This is a genomic window from Candidatus Nitrospira bockiana, assembly GCF_965152565.1.
In genome coordinates this window covers 2863200-2882285 of the sequence record NZ_OZ224215.1, presented here as the reverse complement: position 1 = coordinate 2882285, position 19086 = coordinate 2863200, and the positions used below count along the sequence as shown (strand labels likewise).

17 protein-coding genes are annotated in these 19086 nt (G+C 63.4%); 13 read left to right on the top strand and 4 right to left on the bottom strand.

Going from position 1 to position 19086, the window contains the following annotated elements; all coding sequences use genetic code 11:
• From tsaB to ACWHYV_RS14040, 13 genes are all read left to right on the top strand, one after another.
• Positions 1 to 717 carry a tRNA (adenosine(37)-N6)-threonylcarbamoyltransferase complex dimerization subunit type 1 TsaB gene (tsaB, locus tag ACWHYV_RS14100; protein WP_447977129.1) on the top strand — a complete coding sequence of 239 codons (717 nt, stop codon included), beginning with the start codon at positions 1 to 3 and terminating at the stop codon, positions 715 to 717.
• A 2-nt stretch (positions 718 to 719) separates the two neighbouring features.
• Positions 720 to 1223 (top strand): ribosomal protein S18-alanine N-acetyltransferase, encoded by a 504-nt coding sequence (gene rimI / locus ACWHYV_RS14095; protein WP_447977128.1) that lies wholly within the window; start codon positions 720 to 722, stop codon positions 1221 to 1223.
• 82 nt (positions 1224 to 1305) lie between these two features.
• Positions 1306 to 1548, top strand: a complete 243-nt coding sequence (locus ACWHYV_RS14090) for a DUF465 domain-containing protein (RefSeq protein WP_447977127.1) — start codon at positions 1306 to 1308, stop codon at positions 1546 to 1548.
• 13 nt (positions 1549 to 1561) lie between these two features.
• Positions 1562 to 2338: a twin-arginine translocase subunit TatC gene (gene tatC / locus ACWHYV_RS14085; RefSeq protein WP_447977126.1), complete on the top strand. Its 777-nt coding sequence runs from the start codon at positions 1562 to 1564 to the stop codon at positions 2336 to 2338.
• A 39-nt stretch (positions 2339 to 2377) separates the two neighbouring features.
• On the top strand, positions 2378 to 3475 hold the full coding sequence (locus ACWHYV_RS14080) for a ligand-binding sensor domain-containing protein (protein WP_447977125.1): 1098 nt from the start codon (positions 2378 to 2380) through the stop codon (positions 3473 to 3475).
• Entirely contained in the window at positions 3475 to 3978 is a 504-nt protein-coding gene (locus tag ACWHYV_RS14075; protein WP_447977124.1) for a peptidylprolyl isomerase, read from the top strand. Before ACWHYV_RS14080 ends, ACWHYV_RS14075 begins: the two co-directional genes overlap by 1 nt.
• A gap of 35 nt (positions 3979 to 4013) precedes the next feature.
• Complete coding sequence (locus ACWHYV_RS14070) at positions 4014 to 4715, top strand: hypothetical protein (protein ID WP_447977123.1); 702 nt, start codon at positions 4014 to 4016, stop codon at positions 4713 to 4715.
• A gap of 72 nt (positions 4716 to 4787) precedes the next feature.
• Complete coding sequence (locus ACWHYV_RS14065) at positions 4788 to 6830, top strand: ATP-binding protein (RefSeq protein WP_447977122.1); 2043 nt, start codon at positions 4788 to 4790, stop codon at positions 6828 to 6830.
• Positions 6787 to 8199 carry a sigma-54-dependent transcriptional regulator gene (locus tag ACWHYV_RS14060; protein WP_447977121.1) on the top strand — a complete coding sequence of 471 codons (1413 nt, stop codon included), beginning with the start codon at positions 6787 to 6789 and terminating at the stop codon, positions 8197 to 8199. Before ACWHYV_RS14065 ends, ACWHYV_RS14060 begins: the two co-directional genes overlap by 44 nt.
• Before the next feature lie 420 nt (positions 8200 to 8619).
• Positions 8620 to 12057, top strand: coding sequence for a molybdopterin-dependent oxidoreductase (locus tag ACWHYV_RS14055; RefSeq protein WP_447977120.1), 3438 nt, complete (start codon positions 8620 to 8622; stop codon positions 12055 to 12057).
• An 86-nt stretch (positions 12058 to 12143) separates the two neighbouring features.
• Positions 12144 to 13433: a 4Fe-4S dicluster domain-containing protein gene (locus ACWHYV_RS14050; RefSeq protein ID WP_447977119.1), complete on the top strand. Its 1290-nt coding sequence runs from the start codon at positions 12144 to 12146 to the stop codon at positions 13431 to 13433.
• A gap of 147 nt (positions 13434 to 13580) precedes the next feature.
• Positions 13581 to 13781: a hypothetical protein gene (locus ACWHYV_RS14045; RefSeq protein ID WP_447977118.1), complete on the top strand. Its 201-nt coding sequence runs from the start codon at positions 13581 to 13583 to the stop codon at positions 13779 to 13781.
• Positions 13782 to 13921: 140 nt separating this feature from the next.
• Positions 13922 to 15778, top strand: a complete 1857-nt coding sequence (locus tag ACWHYV_RS14040) for a RiPP maturation radical SAM C-methyltransferase (RefSeq protein ID WP_447977117.1) — start codon at positions 13922 to 13924, stop codon at positions 15776 to 15778.
• Here the strand turns inward: ACWHYV_RS14040 and ACWHYV_RS14035 are convergent.
• From ACWHYV_RS14035 to ACWHYV_RS14020, 4 genes are read right to left on the bottom strand one after another with little or no spacing between them, the layout of a single operon-like run.
• Positions 15744 to 16763: a 5-oxoprolinase subunit C family protein gene (locus ACWHYV_RS14035; protein WP_447977116.1), complete on the bottom strand. Its 1020-nt coding sequence runs from the start codon at positions 16761 to 16763 to the stop codon at positions 15744 to 15746. The genes ACWHYV_RS14040 and ACWHYV_RS14035 overlap by 35 nt on opposite strands.
• Positions 16756 to 17556, bottom strand: coding sequence for a LamB/YcsF family protein (locus ACWHYV_RS14030; protein ID WP_447977115.1), 801 nt, complete (start codon positions 17554 to 17556; stop codon positions 16756 to 16758). Before ACWHYV_RS14030 ends, ACWHYV_RS14035 begins: the two co-directional genes overlap by 8 nt.
• On the bottom strand, positions 17528 to 18232 hold the full coding sequence (gene pxpB, locus ACWHYV_RS14025; RefSeq protein WP_447977114.1) for a 5-oxoprolinase subunit PxpB: 705 nt from the start codon (positions 18230 to 18232) through the stop codon (positions 17528 to 17530). The genes ACWHYV_RS14030 and pxpB overlap by 29 nt, the downstream gene beginning before the upstream one ends.
• A gap of 21 nt (positions 18233 to 18253) precedes the next feature.
• Entirely contained in the window at positions 18254 to 19009 is a 756-nt protein-coding gene (locus ACWHYV_RS14020) for a sigma 54-interacting transcriptional regulator (RefSeq protein ID WP_447977113.1), read from the bottom strand.
• Between the last annotated feature and the right edge of the window lie 77 nt (positions 19010 to 19086).

Below are 19086 nucleotides of genomic sequence, written 5' to 3'. Positions count from 1 at the left end.
GTGAAGCTTCTCGCGGTCGAAACGGCGACGTCCCGACAGAGCGTGGCCCTCTTTGATGGCGAGACGGTCGTTGCCGCCGACGACCGCGATGCCGGCGGCCAGCACGCGCGATACCTGGTATCCGGGGTCGACCGACTCCTGGCACGCGTCGGATGGCGACTGACAGACCTCGATGCGCTGGCTGCGTCCCTTGGCCCCGGATCTTTCACTGGACTGCGCGTCGGACTGGCGACTATGATGGGGTTCAGGATGGTGACCGGCCTACCGATCGTCGGGGTCCCGACGTTGGAAGCGATGGCCTGGAATCTGCGAAGTGAGTCCAGCCTCCTCTGTCCGATGCTCCGTGCGAGAGCACGAGAAGTGTACTGGGCCTTCTTTCGCTGGGAGAGGGACCGCCTCCAATCCGTCGGGCCCGAGCGGGTCGGATCACTCGAGCAGGCGGCGGCCTCTTGGCCGGAGTCGCCGGAATCCGCGATCGTGTACGGGGAAGGATGGGAAGCCAACCGGGAGGAGCTCACGGCCCTCCTCGGCTCAAGCCGAGAGATCCGGGAGCCGCGGGCTGCGGCACGGGTGGCGTCCGCAGTGAGTGTGGGGTACGCGGCTCTGCGCAAGCTGGCGAGTGGCGAGCCCCTGGAGCGGGTGAGCGCCCCTCGGTACGTTCAACGGGCGGAAGCGGAACTCGTCCTGGAACGGCGGAAGGCGTTAGCAGGCACCTGAGCATGGCGATAACCCGAGAGCCGACGGAGTCCGTGGTCATCGACGCGGCGCGCATCGAGGATCTCGACGAGCTGCTCCGGATCGAAGTCGCCTCCTTCACCGCGCCGTGGTCCCGTCGCATGTTCGAGGCTGAGCTCGTGCGGAATCCGTTCGCGCGGTTTCTCGCCGCCCGGAAGCCGCCAGGTGGAGACGCGGGCTCGACCGGGGAGCTTCAGGGGTACATTTGTTTCTGGATCGTGTTCGATGAGTTGCGAATGATGAATCTCGCGGTCACTCCGGCCGCCAGGAGACAAGGGATTGCTCGCCGGCTGCTGTCCGAGGCGCTGGAAATGGGCCGCACGGCCGGCGTGCACCGGGCGTTGCTCGAGGTGCGGGCGTCGAATCGAGCCGCGCAGAACCTGTACGAACAAGCCGGGTTTCGCCGGACCGGGGCGCGACCCCGGTACTACAGCAACCCCGTCGAAGATGCGGTGCTGATGGAGCTGGCACCCATCGAAAGCCGATGAGCGCGTGACAGGACATGAAGGGGAACAAGCACCACCATCGTGGCGGTCGGACACTGACCGTCACTCATCTGGGAGGGGACCTATGATGACAGCCGATCGGATCGCCGAATTGCTGCGCGCCTCCAGTCTCGAATTTCGGCAGCTCGAGGAATCCCATCACCGATTGGACATGGAATTGGCAGAGCTCCAAAAGCGGCACGTGCTCACGCCCCAGGAAGAAATCTTGAAGAAGCAGATTCAAAAGGAAAAGCTGGCGAAGAAGGACAGAATGGCGGAGCTCATCCGCCAATATGGTGAAGAGCACATGCACTCAGCCTCGCGCTGACCAGCATCGCGTCATGCCCGGAATTCTACCCCCTCTGGCACGCCACCTCTCTACCGTCAAGCGCCGGCTCATCATCATCGGCGTGACGGTGCTGGCGTCCATCGTCCTCGCATTCGCGTACGCCCCTGATCTGGTCGCTTGGCTCAAGCGGCCGTTCAAGGACGATCTGATCTTCTACGGCCCGACCGAGGCTTTGTTCGCCTCGATCAAGGTCTCGGTCCTGGCCGGGGTGGTGCTGAGCCTCCCGGTCATCCTGTATCAGTGTTGGAAGTTCATCGAGCCCGCGCTGCTCCCGAAAGAGCAGCGCTGGGCCGTTCCGCTCTTCGGTCTGGCGGTGGGGCTCTTCGTGCTCGGCCTCGTGTTCGGGAATCTCGTCATCGTCCCGTTGGTCATCCAGTTTTTCGTCGGTTTCGGCATGGATCGTGAGCTGACGCCTCAACTCGCGGTCGGCACCTACATCGATTTCAACGTCAAGTTTTTGTTGATCTTCGGCCTGGCGTTCGAGCTCCCGTTGGTCCTGACGCTCCTGTCGCGCATCGGCGTGGTCTCGGCGTCCGTGCTGGCCCGCTATCGCAAGCATGCCGTGATGGTGGCCTTGATCCTCTCCGCCGTCGTCACTCCTGACGCGACCTTGTTCACGATGCTCTTAATGGCGATTCCGCTGATGGTTCTCTATGAGATCGGGATTTGGGGTGCCAGGCTGTTCGGCCGCCGCACCCCGGCCGGGCAGCAGGACATGGACCTCGAAGGGATCACGCCCATGGGGACCGCCGGGCATCGGGTGCGCTGAAGGCTGGTCGCCAAGGGCTGACAGAACCAAGGTGTGCCGATGATGTCTTTCGAACGATGCGCGCAGCTGATGGGGGGGCGCGCGCAGCTCATGGGGGGGCGATGGAGTGTCGCCGGATGGCTCATTGCCCTGGGGCTTGCTCTCGCCGTGCCGGCATGGTCCGGGGCTCCTCGGGCCGGGGACAGCGCTCCGCATGGGCTCCCGGGCCCCTTGATGGTGCCCAGCATTCAAGCATTGACGACAGTGGGATCCCAGACCGTCTATGCAGGATCGTTCGGAATGGGGGTTTTCAAGAGCGAGGACCGCGGTGGCTCATGGACGGGAGCCAATGCCGGCCTGACCGATCCGTTTATTCTTTGCCTGGCGTCCGCGCCCGATGGCACGGTCTATGTAGGAACGTTCCGCGGCGGCATCTACCGGACGAAGGACGGCGGGAAGACCTGGCAGACGATCAATGCCGGGCTCAAGCGACTGGAGGTCAAGGCCCTGCTGGTCCGGCCCGGGGTCGTGTACGCAGGCACCGGGGACGGTCTGTATCGGCTGACGGAGGGGGAGTCCGAATGGAAGGCCGTGAATCAAGGCCTGGAGGACGTGCTGGTGCATACCGTCGCGTTGGCGCCGGACCAGACCATCTTCGTCGGAACCTCCGGTAAAGGTCTGTTGCGCCGGAAGCCGAATACTCAGGACTGGCAACGTATGACGCACGGCTTGATCGATCACGAAGGGCTGCGCGAAAACTTCATCCGTGTCTTGACGTTCGACCGCGACAAGAACCTGTACGCCGGGACGTTCGACGGTGGAGTCTTTCAAAGCGGCGACGGGGGGGTGAGCTGGCGCCCCATCAGCCGCGCGCTCCCCAACGATTCGATCCGGAGCATCATCGCGAGCGAACGGGGGCTGTACGTCGCGACCGGCCGCGGGGTCTTTAAGACCGTCAACCAGGGCGGTCAGTGGATCGGGTTGAACAAAGGGCTCACTGAGCTGTCCGTTCAGTCGCTGGTCATCGGAGAAGGGGGGACCCTCTACGCGGGGACGAGCGCGGGGGCCTTCCGGAGCGATGACGACGGGACGAGCTGGGTGGGGATCAGCGACGGACTGGCCGGCATACAGCAGTCACCTTTTGGAAGGGAGCGATAATGGCAGCCATGGAACCGCAGGCCACGATCCACGTCAAGATCAAGGGCGAACCGCTCGGCGATATCACCGTCCGTTTGTTTCCGGACGTCGCCCCGAAGCACGTGGAAAACTTTTTGAAGCTTGCCAAGGAGAAGTTCTACGACGGATGCACGTTTCACCGGGTGATTCCCGGCTTCATGATCCAGGGCGGCGATCCCAACAGCAAGAAGCCCGATCGAGCCCTGCATGGACTGGGTGGCCCCGGCCATCACGTGGCGGCCGAATTCAACAGTCGGCCGCACAAGCGGGGGGCGCTGTCCATGGCGCGCGCGAACGATCCGAACAGCGCCGGCTCGCAGTTTTTTATCTGCGTCGCCGACTCGTTTTTTCTCGATTGGAAGTACACCGTGTTCGGTGAAGTGACCAGCGGGATGGACGTGGCGGACAAGATCGTGAACGTCAAGCGGGACGGCCGGGACAATCCCCTCGAGCGGGTCGAAATGACGGTGACGGTTCAAGAGTAACGATGAATGATAGGTGGCATGGCGGGTGCTGAGGCATGAACCGCACGTCCCGGTTGGTCGTCACGACGCTGCTCTACTCATCACTCGTCATTCTGCACTCATCGCTGTTGTTCGGCTGCGCCGTTCCTCACATTCCCGCCCGCACGGTGTACGAGACGCCGACCGATTTCGTGCGGTTGGAGCCGGATCCCCAGGCCTTTCACGAAATCCCTCAGACGCTCCATGATCACCCGGCCGCGATCAGCGTGCAGGACATGATCACGGTGCTGAAGGGGTTTTCGGCCCGCGAACATCGCAACGCGATCCAGCGGTGGTTTTTCGGCCCCGCCGTCTTGGAGCCGGTCTTCCGAGACGAAGAGATCGCGTGGCTCGCGCCGCGTCTCGCCGAGGCGCTCGAAACGGCTCGTCCGGACGAACGGGCCACCTTCTATATCAGCTATCCAGAAACGTCGATCAAGCGGGAGATCACGTCCGGCGGTGCGTACGTCCAAGGCGGGCGGCTCCACTTCATGCTCGGGAACTATCGGGTGATCTACGGCATTCCGGCTTACGGGATGGTCTATGACCGCCGTTATCCGATCTCACCGACGGCTCCGAAGGCGTTCGACCTCGTCTTCGACCCTCCAACTGCGATCATCAAGCACCCGACGACGTGGTGGGAATATGTGTCCGGGCGGAAAAAAGACGAGGTCGTCATCGACCTGCAGCGGGTCCGGGCGCAGGAGCCGGCCGCCTGATGTCGACCGGTCTCCCGCCGCCGTCACCGGTCCATGTCGACGTCGGTTGCGGAGCAGGATAGGAGCGCACGGATGACCGTCCGGTGGCCCGCGTTCTCGGTGACAATGAAGATCGGCGCGGTGTTCATGCTGCTCGCCCTCGTCTTCATCGTCTTGCTGACCGTCAACGGCTACCTTGCGCAACAGTTGATCGGCGCCGGCGCGGCCATCAACGCCGGCGGCAGCCAGCGCATGCGCATCTACAAGTTGGCCTTCCTCCTCGGCGATCGGACCAGTCTCACGCCGCATCTCCGATCGTCCGTCGAAGAGGAGATGCGGCAGATCGAGTACGTCTTGACGAGCCTGAGCGAGAGCCAGCGGGAGTTGGGATGGTTTCGCGTCAGCGATCCGGACATCACGACGAAAATCGACGTCGTCCAGCAACAGTGGGGGCAGGACGTCAAGCCGGCGCTGACCCGTGTGCTCCAGGCGACTCCCGAGGAGTTCCAAGCGGCCCGGCGGGGATACGATGTGCGGGTCGCCTCGTTCGTCTCCTCATGGTCCGACCTGGTGGAAGCGATCGATCGTCGAGCCGCGGACCGCGTGCAGGTTCTCTACCGACTGCAGTTCTCTTTTCTCATCTTTGCCGGGGTCCTCTGGCTCTTTGCGGTGTGGGTGCTGCGGCGCGTCGTCAGAGATCCTTTGCGCGCATTGGCCCACGGGGCCGAGCAGATGGCCGTCGGCGTGCTCCCCACGTCGATTCCCGTGCGATCCCATGACGAGCTGGGGCGGCTCGCCGCCACGTTCGAGTGGATGGCGGGGCGGATCCACCAACACCTCCATCACTTGGAGGCCCTTCGACTGACGGGGCAGGAGATCACGATGCTGGAGGCCGGGGGATTGGAGCAGGTGCTCCGGCGGATCGCCGATCGTGCTGCCGACCTGTTGAAGGCGGACCTCGCCGTGCTCCTGGTCCGGCATCCGGTCCTCGATTGCTGGGTGGTCGAGGCGGCGTCAGGGAAGATCTTCGATGCGATTCGCAAGCAGGTCTTGTTGTTTGAGGAGACGCCGCTCACGACCCGGGTGTTCGAAACCCGCGCCCCGATCTTCGTCAACGACCTGTCCGAGCACGCCGACAAACAGATCCGATTTCGCGACGAGTTCGCCGCCAAGAGCTATATGGCGGTGCCGGTCTCGGGGCCGCGCGAGTTGATCGGCGTCCTCGTTTTGCTGCAGACGAGCGCGGTCCGCGTGTTCACCGACCAAGATGTCAAGCTCACCGAGCACTTTTGCTCCTATGCGGCGGTCGCCATCGAGAACGCCCGCCTGCTGGAAACCGTGGAGGCGGAGTCGCATGATCTCAAGCACAAGCTTGAGGCGCTCGAACGCAAGGTGGCGGACCTCACCCATGAAGTGAAGGCTCCAGCCGGGCGCGTCGCCGAGTTCGCCTCGTGGATCGTGAAAGACTATGGAGCGCGGCTCGACGAACGGGCGCGCCGATATCTGGACTGGATCCAAAAGGAAGGGAAGGATTTGTCCGATCTTGCCGAACGTACGCTCGATGTGGCCCGGCTAGTACGGGAGCGCCGCGTGGTGGAAAGCGTCGATGTGGGGTCGGTCGTGCAGGAGGTATTGGAGCTGCACGCCGGTCGGCTGAAGGCCAGGGGGATCGTCGTGTCCGTCGCCAAAGACCTCCCGCACTTCGCGTGCCGCCGCATCCATCTGAAGCAGGTGCTCGGCAATCTGATCGACAACGCCGTGAAATACATGGGGGATCAATCGTCGCCGCGGATCGAGATCGGCGAGCAGGGCGGACTGCTCTATGTCCGGGACAACGGGATCGGCATAGAGCCAGGGATGGCCGAAGCGATCTTCGAGCCGTTTCATCGGGTTGGGACGGTGGACGCGCCCGGCGCCGGCTTGGGTCTGTCGATCGTCAAGACCGTCGTCGAGCATTACGGCGGCAGTGTGACGGTCGAATCGAAACCGGACGAAGGCAGCACCTTCTACGTCCGGCTGCCGGTACTCTTACGGGAGACCGTCGCCCCTGGATCGGAACGTCAAGGAGAGCCAGTCGATGGCGGTGGCAACCATGAAGATGACCAAAGACAAGGTCTTTACAATCCTCGTCATTGAAGACAACGCCGGGGACGTCGAAATGTTCCTACGGGCGGTCGAGTCCGAGTTGCCGAGGAGCGAAGACGAGAGCGTCGACCTGGTGTTCGCGGCTCGCGCCGAGGGCGGGCTGAAGATCCTCGAAGAGCGCGCGATCGACCTCGTCATCACCGATGTCCGCCTGCCGGGCATGAGCGGGATCGAGTTCCTCCAACGGGTCCAACAGCTGAACCGACGGATCCCGGTCGTCGTGATGAGCTGGGTCAATGCCGTCGATGTCGCCGTCGAAGCGATGCGCCATGGGGCGTTCGACTACGTGCTGAAACCCTTTCAGACGCTCGACCTCACGACGCGGATCCATCGGGCGATGCGGATGGCGGAAATCCTCCGTCAATACCGGCCTCCCGAACGCTCCTCGTTCGCGCTGCCCGTCAAAGACTTGGTCGGTACGAGCCCGGCCATCCAGCCCGTGTTGGCGATGATCGACGCGGTTGCTCAGGTTTCGGCGACGGCGTTGATCGTCGGCGAAACGGGAACCGGCAAAGAGTTGATCGCCCGGGCGATCCACGAGCGGAGTCCCGAGCGGGACGGTCCCTTCCAGGTCGTCGATTGCACGACCTTTTCGGACGGAATGGTCGAGAGTGAATTGTTCGGCCACGTACGGGGCGCATTCACCGGCGCGGTGGCCGACAAGCGAGGACTCATCGAAGTGGGGAGTGGAGGCACGGTCTTCCTCGACGAGGTCGGCGATCTCCCGCTGAGCCAGCAGGCGAAGCTGTTGCGGGTGCTGGAGGAGGGGGAGGTCCGCGCCGTCGGCAGCACCCAACAGAAAAAGGTGAACGTCCGATTCGTGGCGGCGACCAATCAGAATCTGGCGGAGAAGGTCAAGCGCAACGAGTTCCGAAAGGATCTCTTTTTCCGCCTCAACGTCATGGTGATCCAAGTGCCTCCGTTGCGCGAGCGGAAGGAAGATATTCCACTCCTTGCGCGGCATTTCATCCAGCGGTATGCGAAGGAGTTCGGCAAGCACGTCGAAGATCTGCATGCGGCCGCGGTCACCGACTTGATCGCCTATACGTGGCCGGGCAATGTTCGGGAATTGCGCAACGTCATCGAGCGTGCGGTGATGCTGGCGAAAGGAGACCGGCTCGGCCGCCAAGAGATTTTGGGGCTCCTTCAGCCTGCCGACCCGGGAGCTATGGCGGAAGACTATCTGCATCTTCCCTATGCGAAAGCGAAGGAGAAGGTGCTCGAGGATTTCAATCGGCGCTATCTGCGGGCCAAGCTCGCCAATCATCAGGGCAATATCACCCATGCCGCGAATGAGAGTGGCCTTCCGCGCTCGTATTTTCACGAGATCATGAGACGTTATCTAAAGGATGCTAACTAGTGTCAGGAAAGACAGACAATCGAAAGAAGAAAATAGGATTTTTTTCGTTTAAAGACAGCCACTTAGCTCCGAGCATCCTCTTGTTAGAAGAAGATGACAACCAAAAGATCGCGTGTTCTCATAGCGTTCTGATTCATTATAGACTTCGGTATCAGCTTTCTCTGACCACGGATGATCGTAGCGGCATCTCCTGGAGCTCCTTCCCTCAGTCAATTGCCTGTAACTGATTGACTCCTCGCAGACTTTTGCCATCCTAGCCAATTTCCCTCATCAGGCCGATTCCGGCACGTAGCTTGTTTGTCTTCTCCGTCCGTTCTCTCGTCTTCCGTCTCACCGCCAACGAAAGGAGGTGAAAAGGGCTGTCGTGGGATGGTCGATGTTACGAGAGAGGAACCTTGGTCCTTTCAGGAGGTGCACGCAATGTTCTTATCAAGGCGACAATTTTTGAAGGTCTCAGCCGGGACCGTGGCGGCGGCCGCCATCGCCGACAAGGCGCTGGCGCTGACGGCGCTGCAGCCGGTCATCGAGGTGGGCAATCCCCTCGGCGACTACCCGGACCGCTCCTGGGAGCGGGTCTATCACGATCAGTATCGGTACGACTCCTCGTTCACCTGGTGCTGCTCCCCGAACGACACGCACGGCTGCCGCGTCCGCGCGTTCGTGCGCAACGGCGTCGTCATGCGCGTGGAGCAGAACTACGATCACCAGACGTACGAGGACCTGTACGGGAACCGCGGGACGTTCGGGCACAACCCGCGGATGTGCTTGAAGGGGTATACGTTCCATCGCCGGGTGTACGGGCCGTATCGGTTGAAGGGCCCGTTGATGCGCCGGGGGTGGAAGGAGTGGATGGACGCGGGGTCACCCGAGCTCACCCCGGAGGCGAAGCGGAAGTACAAATTCGACAGCCGGTACCTGGACGACATGATCCGGGTGTCGTGGGACACGGCGTTCACCTACGTCGCGAAGGCGGTCGTGTTGATTGCGACCAAGTACAGCGGCGAGGCGGGCGCGCGGCGGTTGCGCGAGCAGGGGTATCCGCCGGAGATGATCGAGATGATGAAGGGCGCGGGGACGCGCTGCTTCAAGCATCGCGCGGGCATGCCGGTGCTCGGCATCGTCGGGAAGATGATGAACACGCGGTTCAACGGCGGGGTGCTGCCGCTCTTGGACAGCTGGATCCGGAAAGTGGGGCCGGAGCAGGCGCAGGGCGGCCGGTACTGGACGAACTACACCTGGCACGGCGACCAGGACCCGTCGCAGCCGTGGTGGAACGGCACCCAGAACTGCGACATGGACCTGGTGGACATGCGCTTCAGCAAGTTGAACACGAGCTGGGGCAAGAACTTCGTCGAGAACAAGATGCCGGAGGCCCACTGGAAGCTCGAGTCGATCGAGCGGGGCGCCCGGATCGTCGTGATCACGCCGGAATACAACCCGACGGCTTCTCGGGCGGATTACTGGATTCCTATCCGGCCGGAGACCGATGCCGCCAATTTCCTCGGCGCGTCGAAGATCCTTCTCGACGAGAACATGGGTGATACCGACTTCATCAAGGCTTACACGGACATGCCGATCCTGGTCCGCACGGACACGCTGCAGTACCTGGATCCGCGGGATGTCGTGAAGGACTACCAGTTCCCGGATTTCTCGAAGAGCTATTCCGGGCAGGTGCAGTCCTTGAAGCCCGAGCAGATCCAGCGGCTGGGCGGCATGATGGTGTGGGACTTGGCCAAGAACCAAGCCGTGCCGCTGCACCGCGAGCAGGTGGGCTGGCACTTCCAGCAGAGCGGCATCGATGCGGCGTTGACCGGCACGTACCGGGTCAAGCTGCTGAACGGCCGCGAAGTCGACGCGATGCCGATCTACCAGATGTACCTGGTGCACTTGCAGGATTACGACCTGGACACGGTGCATCAGATCACCCGGGCCCCGAAAGACCTGATCGTCCGCTGGGCGCGGGACGTCGGGACGATCAAGCCGGCGCAGATGAACAACGGCGAAGGCGTCTGCCACTATTTCCACATGACGGAAATGGGGCGCGCCGCGGCGTTGGTGCTCACGCTGACCGGCAACATCGGGAAGTTCGGGTCGGGCTGCCACACCTGGTCGGGGAACTACAAGGCGGGCGGCTGGACGGCGACGCCGTGGTCGGGCGCGGGCCTGGCGGTGCACACCGGCGAGGACCCGTTCAACCAGACCCTGGACCCCAACGCCCATGGCAAGGAGATCAAGACCAAGTCGTACTACTACGGCGAGGACGTGGGCTTCTGGAACCACGGCGACACGGCGTTGATCGTGAACACGCCCAAGTACGGGCGCAAGGTGTTCACGGGCAAGACGCACATGCCGACCCCGAGCAAGTTCCGCTGGGTGACCAACGTGAACGTGCTCAACAACTCCAAGCACCACTACGACATGGTGAAGAACGTCGATCCCAATATCGAGTGCATCATCACGCAGGATATTGAGATGACGTCCGACGTGAACCATGCGGACGTGGCGTTTGCGTGCAACAGCTGGATGGAGTTCACCTATCCGGAGATGACCATGACGGTGTCGAACCCATGGGTGCAGATCTGGAAGGGCGGCATCCGGCCGCTGTACGACACGCGGAACGATGCGGACACGTTCGCCGGCGTCGCGGCCAAGCTGACCGAGATGACGGGCGACAACCGCATGAAGCAAGTGTTCCACTTCGTGTACATGAACCGCGTCGACGTCTACGTGCAGCGGATGCTGGACGCCAGCAGCACGTACTACGGCTACAACGCGGACACGATGCTGAAGTCGGAGAAGGGCTGGATGGTCATGACCCGGACCTATCCGCGCGAGCCGCTCTGGGAAGAGGTCAACGAGAGCAAGCCGCAGTGGACGCGGTCGGGTCGGCTGGAGACCTATCGGATCGAGCCGGAGGCCATCGAGTACGGCGAGAACTTCGTGGTCCATCGCGAAGGGCCGGAAGCCACGCCGTACCTGCCGAACGCGATCTTCTCGACGAACCCGTACATCCGGCCGGACGACTACGGGATTCCGATCACGGCGCAGCACCACGACGACAAGCACGTGCGGAACCTGAAGCTGCCGTGGCAGGAGATCAAGCGGCAGAGCAACCCGTTGTGGGAGAAGGGGTATCAGTTCTACTGCGTGACCCCGAAGACCCGGCACCGGGTGCACAGCCAGTGGTCGGTGAACGACTGGGTGCAGATCTACGAGAGCAACTTCGGCGATCCGTACCGGATGGACAAGCGGACGCCGGGGGTGGGCGAGCACCAGTTGCACATCAACCCGCAGGCGGCGAAGGACCGGGGCATCAATGACGGCGACTACGTGTTCGTGGACGGCAACCCGGTGGACCGGCCGTACCGCGGCTGGAAGCCCTCGGATCCGTACTACAAGGTGGCGCGGTTGATGATCCGGGCGAAGTACAACCCGGCGTATCCGTACCACGTGACGATGGCGAAGCACGCGCCGTACGTCTCCACGGCGAAGTCGGTGAAGGGGCACGAGACGCGGCCGGACGGGCGCGCGATCGCGGTCGATACCGGGTATCAGTCGAACTTCCGGTACGGCGCGCAGCAGTCGTTCACGCGCTCCTGGCTGATGCCGATGCACATGACCGACAGCTTGCCGGGCAAGCACGCGGTGGCGTGGAAGTTCAAGTGGGGCTTCCAGATCGACCACCACGGGGTCAACACGGTGCCGAAGGAGTGTCTGATCCGCATCACGAAGGCGGAGGACGGCGGCATCGGGGCGCGCGGCCCCTGGGAGCCGGTCCGGACCGGGTTCACCCCGGGCCAGGAGAACGAGTTCATGATCAAGTGGCTCAAGGGGGAGCACATTAAGATTAAAGTCTGACGTTAAACGTTCAACGTTAAACGTGACGCAAGAACGGTCCGACGCGATTAACGAATAACGGTTAACGTTTAACGAGGAGGAATCACATGCCGGAAGTCTATAACTGGCAACTGGGGCGGAAGATGCTCTATCCCTACGAGGAGCGGCATCCGAAGTGGCAGTTTGCCTTCGTGTTCAACATCAATCGGTGTCTGGCGTGCCAGACCTGCTCGATGGCGGACAAGTCGACGTGGCTGTTCAGCAAAGGGCAGGAGTACATGTGGTGGAACAACGTGGAGACCAAGCCGTACGGCGGGTACCCGCAGTTCTACGACGTGAAGATCACGCAGTTGATCGAGCAGGTGAACCCGGGGGGGCAGGTGTGGAACGTGCGCGTCGGGCGCAAGCACCATGCGCCGTACGGGGTGTTCGAAGGGATGACGATCTTCGACGCGGGGGCCAAGATCGGCCAGGCGGCGATCGGCTACATCCCGACGGACCAAGAGTGGCGGTTCGTGAACATCTACGAGGACACGGCGACATCGATGCGCGCGATCGTCGAGGGCATCGACAAGACCGGGTTCAGCCGGGATGAGCCGTGGCGGCTGCAGGGCAGCAGCCTGCCGGAGCACGAGACGTTCTTCTTCTACCTGCAGCGGATCTGCAACCACTGCACGTACCCGGGGTGTCTGGCGGCCTGCCCGCGCAAGGCCATCTACAAGCGGCCGGAGGACGGGATCGTGCTGATCGACCAGAACCGGTGCCGGGGGTACAAGAAGTGCGTGGAGCAGTGCCCGTACAAGAAGCCGATGTACCGGGGCACGACGCGGGTGAGCGAGAAGTGCATCGCCTGCTATCCGCGGATCGAGGGGAAGGACCCGCTGACGGGCGGCGAGCCGATGGAGACGCGCTGTATGGCGGCGTGCGTGGGGAAGATCCGCATGCAGAGCCTGGTGCGCATCGGCGAGGACGGCCTGTGGGCGGAGGACCGGTGGCACCCGCTCTACTTCACGATCCGGGTGGAGCAGGTGGCGCTGCCCCTGTACCCGCAGTGGGGGACGGAGCCCAACGGCTACTACATCCCGCCGCGGTGGAGCCCGCGGGGCTACGCCCGGCAGATGTTCGGGCCGGGGGTGGACAACGCGATCGAGAAGTACCTGGTGCCGAGCCGGGAGCTGTTGGCGGTGCTGCAGCTGTGGCGCGCGAGCCAGCAGATCGTCTTCCGGTACGACGTCATTCCGGGCCCGAAGGTGTTCGAGACCCAGATCCACGGGAAGCGGTTCGAGATGTACAACGACACCGTGCTGGGATTCAACAAGTCGGGCAAGGAGGTGGCGCGCATCCAGGTGGAAGAGCCGATCTACATTCGGCCCGCCGAACGCGTGAACTGGCTGTAATGGCGGAAGGTTGGGAGGGGCCAGGCCCCTCCCAACGTCCCCGAGCCGGTGATCCATCGGACCAGAGACTGGTGCTGGCCGCCAGTCGAGCCAGGTGGAGAGACGTCCGATCCGGGCGTCTCTCCACGCTCTTTTTGATGAACGTCTATGGAATGTCTTCGCTGTCAGGGCGAGATGGTCCGTGAAGTGTTCGAGGACCTTTCCGATGACACCGGAGCCCTCTGCTTTGTCGGGTGGCGCTGTCTGATCTGCGGAGAAGTCCTCGATGCCACGATCCTGAGAAATCGCGCGGCCCATCCAAGTCCGGCCATCACCCGCACCCGCCGGCGGTTTGCCTCTTCCGTCTGACCTTCCGCTCCGCCGCTGCTCGCTTGACCGTGCCCCGTTCGACTGCCGATACCTTCGCTCCCATTGATGCGCGGGCCCGAAGCCTTGTGGTAGGATTCGCGGAGGCCGCACGAGGTGAGCGAACCACAGAAGGCCCGCCCATGTCCGATTGCCCCATCGCCCTCGTCAACATGCCTTTCGGTCATTCGAAGTACCCGTCCATTCAACTGGGTACGCTGTCCGCACTCTTGAAGGCCCACGGCACGACGGTTCAGAGTCATTACCTGAACCTGTTCTTCGCTCAGCGCGTGGGATTTCCGCTCTACGATGTCCTCTGTGAGAGTCAGTTGCTGCTCGGGGAATGGCTCTTCTCCCGTCTTCTCTTCCATGACAACCCCAAGCACCAGGCGTACCTACGGGATTTCAAGCCGCTGATCGAAGAGACGTGCCGGAAAATCGGATGCCCCACGTCTTATCTGGAAGAGATCGAAGGACGGATCGCGCCGCAATTTCTCACCTGGGCGCTGACGGCGATCGACTGGAGCCGGTACCGCCTCATCGGGTTCACGTCGATGTTCCAGCAGAACGTCGCCAGCATCACGCTCGCCAAGCTGATTAAGGATCTTTATCCGGAGGTCCGCATCGTCTTCGGCGGCGCACACTACGACGGCGAGATGGGCCTCGAGTATTTCCGCGCCTTCCCATGGATCGATTACGTCGTGGTCGGCGAAGGGGAAACGGTGTTGCCGGCCTTGGTCCGGCAAGTGCTCGAGGGTCGGGAGGGAGAGCCGCCGCCCGGCGTCGCGTGGCGGAAGGACGGCCAAGTCCGTTTTACACCGAACACGACGTTGTTCGCGGAGTTTGCCCAAACCAGCCCGCCGGATTACGACGACTACTTCACCCAGTTGGAGGAGGTGGCTCCCGGCTCATTCAAGGGCATGAACCGCATTCTTCTGTACGAGGCCGCCAGGGGCTGTTGGTGGGGGGAAAAGCATCACTGTACGTTCTGCGGGTTGAACGCGCAGAGCATGAAGTTTCGATCGAAGGCCCCCGAGCAGGTACGGCGTGAGCTGGAGTATCTGTCCTCCCGCTATGACACCACCCGCGTGCGATTCGTCGACAACATCATCGACATGAAATACATCGACGGCCTCTTCGGTGAGCTCGCGGCGCACCATTACGATCTCGACATTTTCATCGAGACGAAGAGCAATTTGACCAAACAGCAGATCCGGACCTTGGCGCACGGTGGCGTCACGTCCATGCAGCCCGGCCTCGAAAGCCTCAGTGCCGACCAACTGCGGGAGATGGACAAGGGCGTCAGCCCGATGCAGAACGTGGTCGTGCTGAAGTGGAGTCGGTATTACAACATCGACCTCAATTGGAACATCCTCCTCGGCTTTCCAGGCGAGACCGACGAGGACTATCGGCATCAGATCGACGTCATCCCGTCATTGTTTCATCTGCAGGCCCCGGAGAGCGTAGGCAAATTCTGGCTGGAACGCTTCAGCCCTTATTTCACGCGTCCCCACCAGTACGGCGTCAGGATCACCGGGCCGGGCGCCGCGTACGACTATGTCTACGACCCGGCCAAGATCGATCTCAACCGCATCGCCTACGATTTCGAATACGAGATCGATCACAAGGTGGACCCGCACCTGTACCGCGACCTGCTCGATGCCGTGCACGGCTGGCAGCGCCGGCAAGCCGGAGCGGACAAGCCCTACCTCTATTATGCCAAGGCCCTCAATTACATCACGGTGTACGACGGGCGTGACGAGGGCGCCGCCACGCGAGAGCGCTATACGGGGGCAGCCGCCTTCGTGATCGATTTCTGCAATGAAGCCCCGAAATCCTTCGAGCAAATCCGTGCGCACGCCGCGCAGCGGGAGCTGGTGGATGCGGAGAACCCGGAAGCCCTCCGGCGGGTGCTGAACGACCTCGTTTCCAAACGGGTGCTGTATTCCGAGCGCGACAAGTATTTCACCGTCGCCCTGCCGATGAACGCGCACTTCTAGCCGCTCGAGGACCCTGCGTCCCCCGATGCGGGACGCGGATCCGGTCCAACCACGTCTCCTGCTCTGCCAGCAGGTCGTGTGCCGTCTTCAAGTCGACCACGTTGAAGCCAAGGCTGTCACCGGGCATCAACTGCGCGGCCAGCGGAAGATCCGCGGTGATGACCACGGCAATGACCGGGTAGCCTCCCGTCGTCTGGCGATCCGCCATCAAGAGAATGGGCCGGCCGTCCGGCGGAATCTGCACGGCCCCGAACGGAACGGCCTCCGACAACATCTCACCCGTCTTGAGCGGTGCCACCTCTGGCCCCGTGAGACGAAACCCCATCCGATCCGAGCTCGGTGAGAGACGGTAGCGTGCCGCGGTGAAGGCGGACCAGGCCGCATGGTCGAAGAGATGGGCATGGGGGCCGGGGAGGATGCGCAGATCGGGAGACGCGCGATAGCCCGGGCGCGCGCGTTCCGGCCACGAACGGCCGACCAGGTCGACAAGCGGGCAGGCGGGCCGTCCCGCCTGCAGGCGGTCCCCTGCGGCGAGCGGACGACCATGCAACCCTCCGAGCCCGCTCCCCGCGTGCGTGGAACGGCTGCCGAGCACTTGAGGAACGGCGAGTCCACCCGCGACTACGACATACGCCCGCGCCCCCGTGCGCCGTGACCCGAAGGAGACCACGCTTCCGCGCGGGACGGATACCGCAGTCCACAACGGCAGCGGCGCCGCATTGAGGCGCGGTGTAAGATCACCGCCCGTGACGGCGACGACCGCTTCCTCCTCGAAGACCAACTCGGGACCACTGACCGTCGCTTCCAACAGCGCCGCGGTGTCGGCGTTTCCCACCAAGCGATTCGCCGCGCGGCATGCAAAACGATCCATCGCGCCGGCCACCGGGATGCCGAGGTGCTGAAAGCCGGCCCGGCCGAGATCTTGAATGGTCGTGTACAGGCCGGGCCGGACGACGACCAAGCTGGCAGGGACTCGTTTAGCCATGCGCCAGTGGTACGAGATGGATGCCGCTCGCCTCCAGCTCTTGCCGAATCGCCCGGAGCAATCGCTCGGCTCCCGGCGTGTCGCCGTGGACGCACAAGGTTTCGGCCGCCATCGTCAGCTCGGTCCCGTCGACGGCTCGGATGCGGTGGTCGCGTACGAAGAGACGGACCTGTTCCAGGACCGCGCGCTCATCGGTCAACACGGCACCCGGGCGGTCACGGGGCACCAGCGACCCATCCCCCAGATAAGCCCGATCGGCAAACGCCTCCTGGACGGCTCTGAGCCCGCGGGCTCGAGCGGCACCCAGAAGATGGGAGTCGGGGAAGGCGACGAGAATGAGGGTAGGGTCGAGGGCGACGACGGCGCGGGCAATGGCCTCGGCCGCGGCCCGATCACGCGTCGCATGGTGATAGAGGGCGCCGTGGGGCTTCACATGGGACACCGTGGCACCTTCCAGCCGGGCGATGCCGATCAGAGCGGCGACCTGGTAGGCCACGAGCGTTTCGACCTCGTTGGGCGACAAGGACACCGACCGCCGCCCCTGCCCTTCGGGGTCCCGGAACCCCGGATGGGCACCGATCGCCACCCCGTGCGACTTGGCCGTACGGACGAGGGCGCGCATGACGGCGGGGCTTCCGGCATGCTGAGCACAGGCGATGTTCACCGAGGTGACCAGCGGGATGAGGCGGGCTTCCGAGGAAAGCCGGGCCGGATCGGTGTACTCACCGACGTCGCAATTGAGGTCCAGGCGGCACTTGGGCCCGTCAGGGTGATGAGAAGCGTTCGTAGTCACGTCGGCTGATCGGACGAAACCGCACTCGATCGCCGGGTCGGAGGAGGCAGGGCGACGATCGGCTCACGTCGAACAGTCTCATCGGCGTCCGGCCGATGAGCCGCCACCCGCCCGGGCTCGCCTGCGGATAGATGCCCGTCTGGATTCCGGCAATGCCCACGGAGCCGGCCGGCACACAGGTCCGCGGGGTCGAGAGGCGCGGGATCGCAATCGCCTCGGGGACCGAGGCGAGATAGGGAAACCCCGGGCTGAATCCAAGCATGTACACCCGGTAGTGGGCCGAGGCGTGCAGCGCGACGACCTGATCCGGCGAGCATCCAGCATGCCGTGCAACGGCCTCGAGATCCGGCCCGAACTCCTCTCCGTACGCGACCGGGATCGTTACGAGGCGGGAGCCAGGACAGGAGCGGACGTCGATCGCCTGGGCGACGTGGAGCAGCCGTTTCGACAAGGACGATGCGGAGACGGCCAATGGGTCGTAATAGACGGTGACGCAGTTGAATGCGGGGACCACGTCCCCGACACCGTGCCACCGCAGCCGGCGGAGCTGCCGCGCGTAGGCCACCGCCTGCTCGTTCACGGCCGGGTCGAGACCCTCGCCGAACGCAATCCTGAACGCGCAGTCGCCGGAGGTGGAGAGACGCGGGAAGGGGCGGATCGTGCGATCACCGTGCATGGGTTGCCTGGCTGCGGGGCATCAAGCCCCCCGCAAGGCCTTCGCGACGTGCCGCCCCCGGATCATCGCGTCTTCCGACGAGGACGCTCGGACGGCCCGCAGCAGCACCTCATGGAGCTCTCTAACGTTGCCGGGCCAAGGATAGTCGAGGAGGAGCGCCATCGCGTCTTTCGATACGCGCGGTACGGGACCGCCCTCCGCCAGATCGATCAACCACCAGCGGGCGAGCTCGTGGATATCGTCGGGGCGCTCGCGCAATGGCGGAACGGTGACCTCGATGAAACGAGACAGCAGGTCGTCATGGAACCGGCCGTCCAAGACGTGCATCCGAAGGGATGTCCTCGCGGTGGCAATGAGGCGGGCGGGGCCCGCCGGACGGTCGCCGGCCCGCTCCAGGAATCCAAGGAGGGCGAGTTGCTGGCGGCCTGAGAGCCCATCCATCGCCTCGAGGCAGACGGTTCGCGCCTCTCCACCGGGAGCCAGCCATGCGTCGAGACTCGGGCCGACCCCTTGAGGCAGCCGGAGCCGTGGTGAACGGCAGTCGATCTCGATGAACGTGTCCTTGTCGTCGCTGAGATGATGAAGGTGGAGGGCCAGCGCGCTCTTGCCCGATCCCGGTTCACCTTGGATCAGCACGGGCGCGGGGCTGCGCGCAAGGTAGGCCACCCGCTCCATCACGCGACGCCAGACGGGGCTTCTTCCATGCAGGACGGGGCGAGAGGCGCTGAGCGAAGACGGAAGAGGCTGGGCGCGCGGTCCCTCGATCATGCCGCGCATGGTGTCCGGAATCGTAAGCCGAAGTCAATTGGTGACGTGGGGGGTATCAGAATACTTGACATATCGTAAAGTATTCT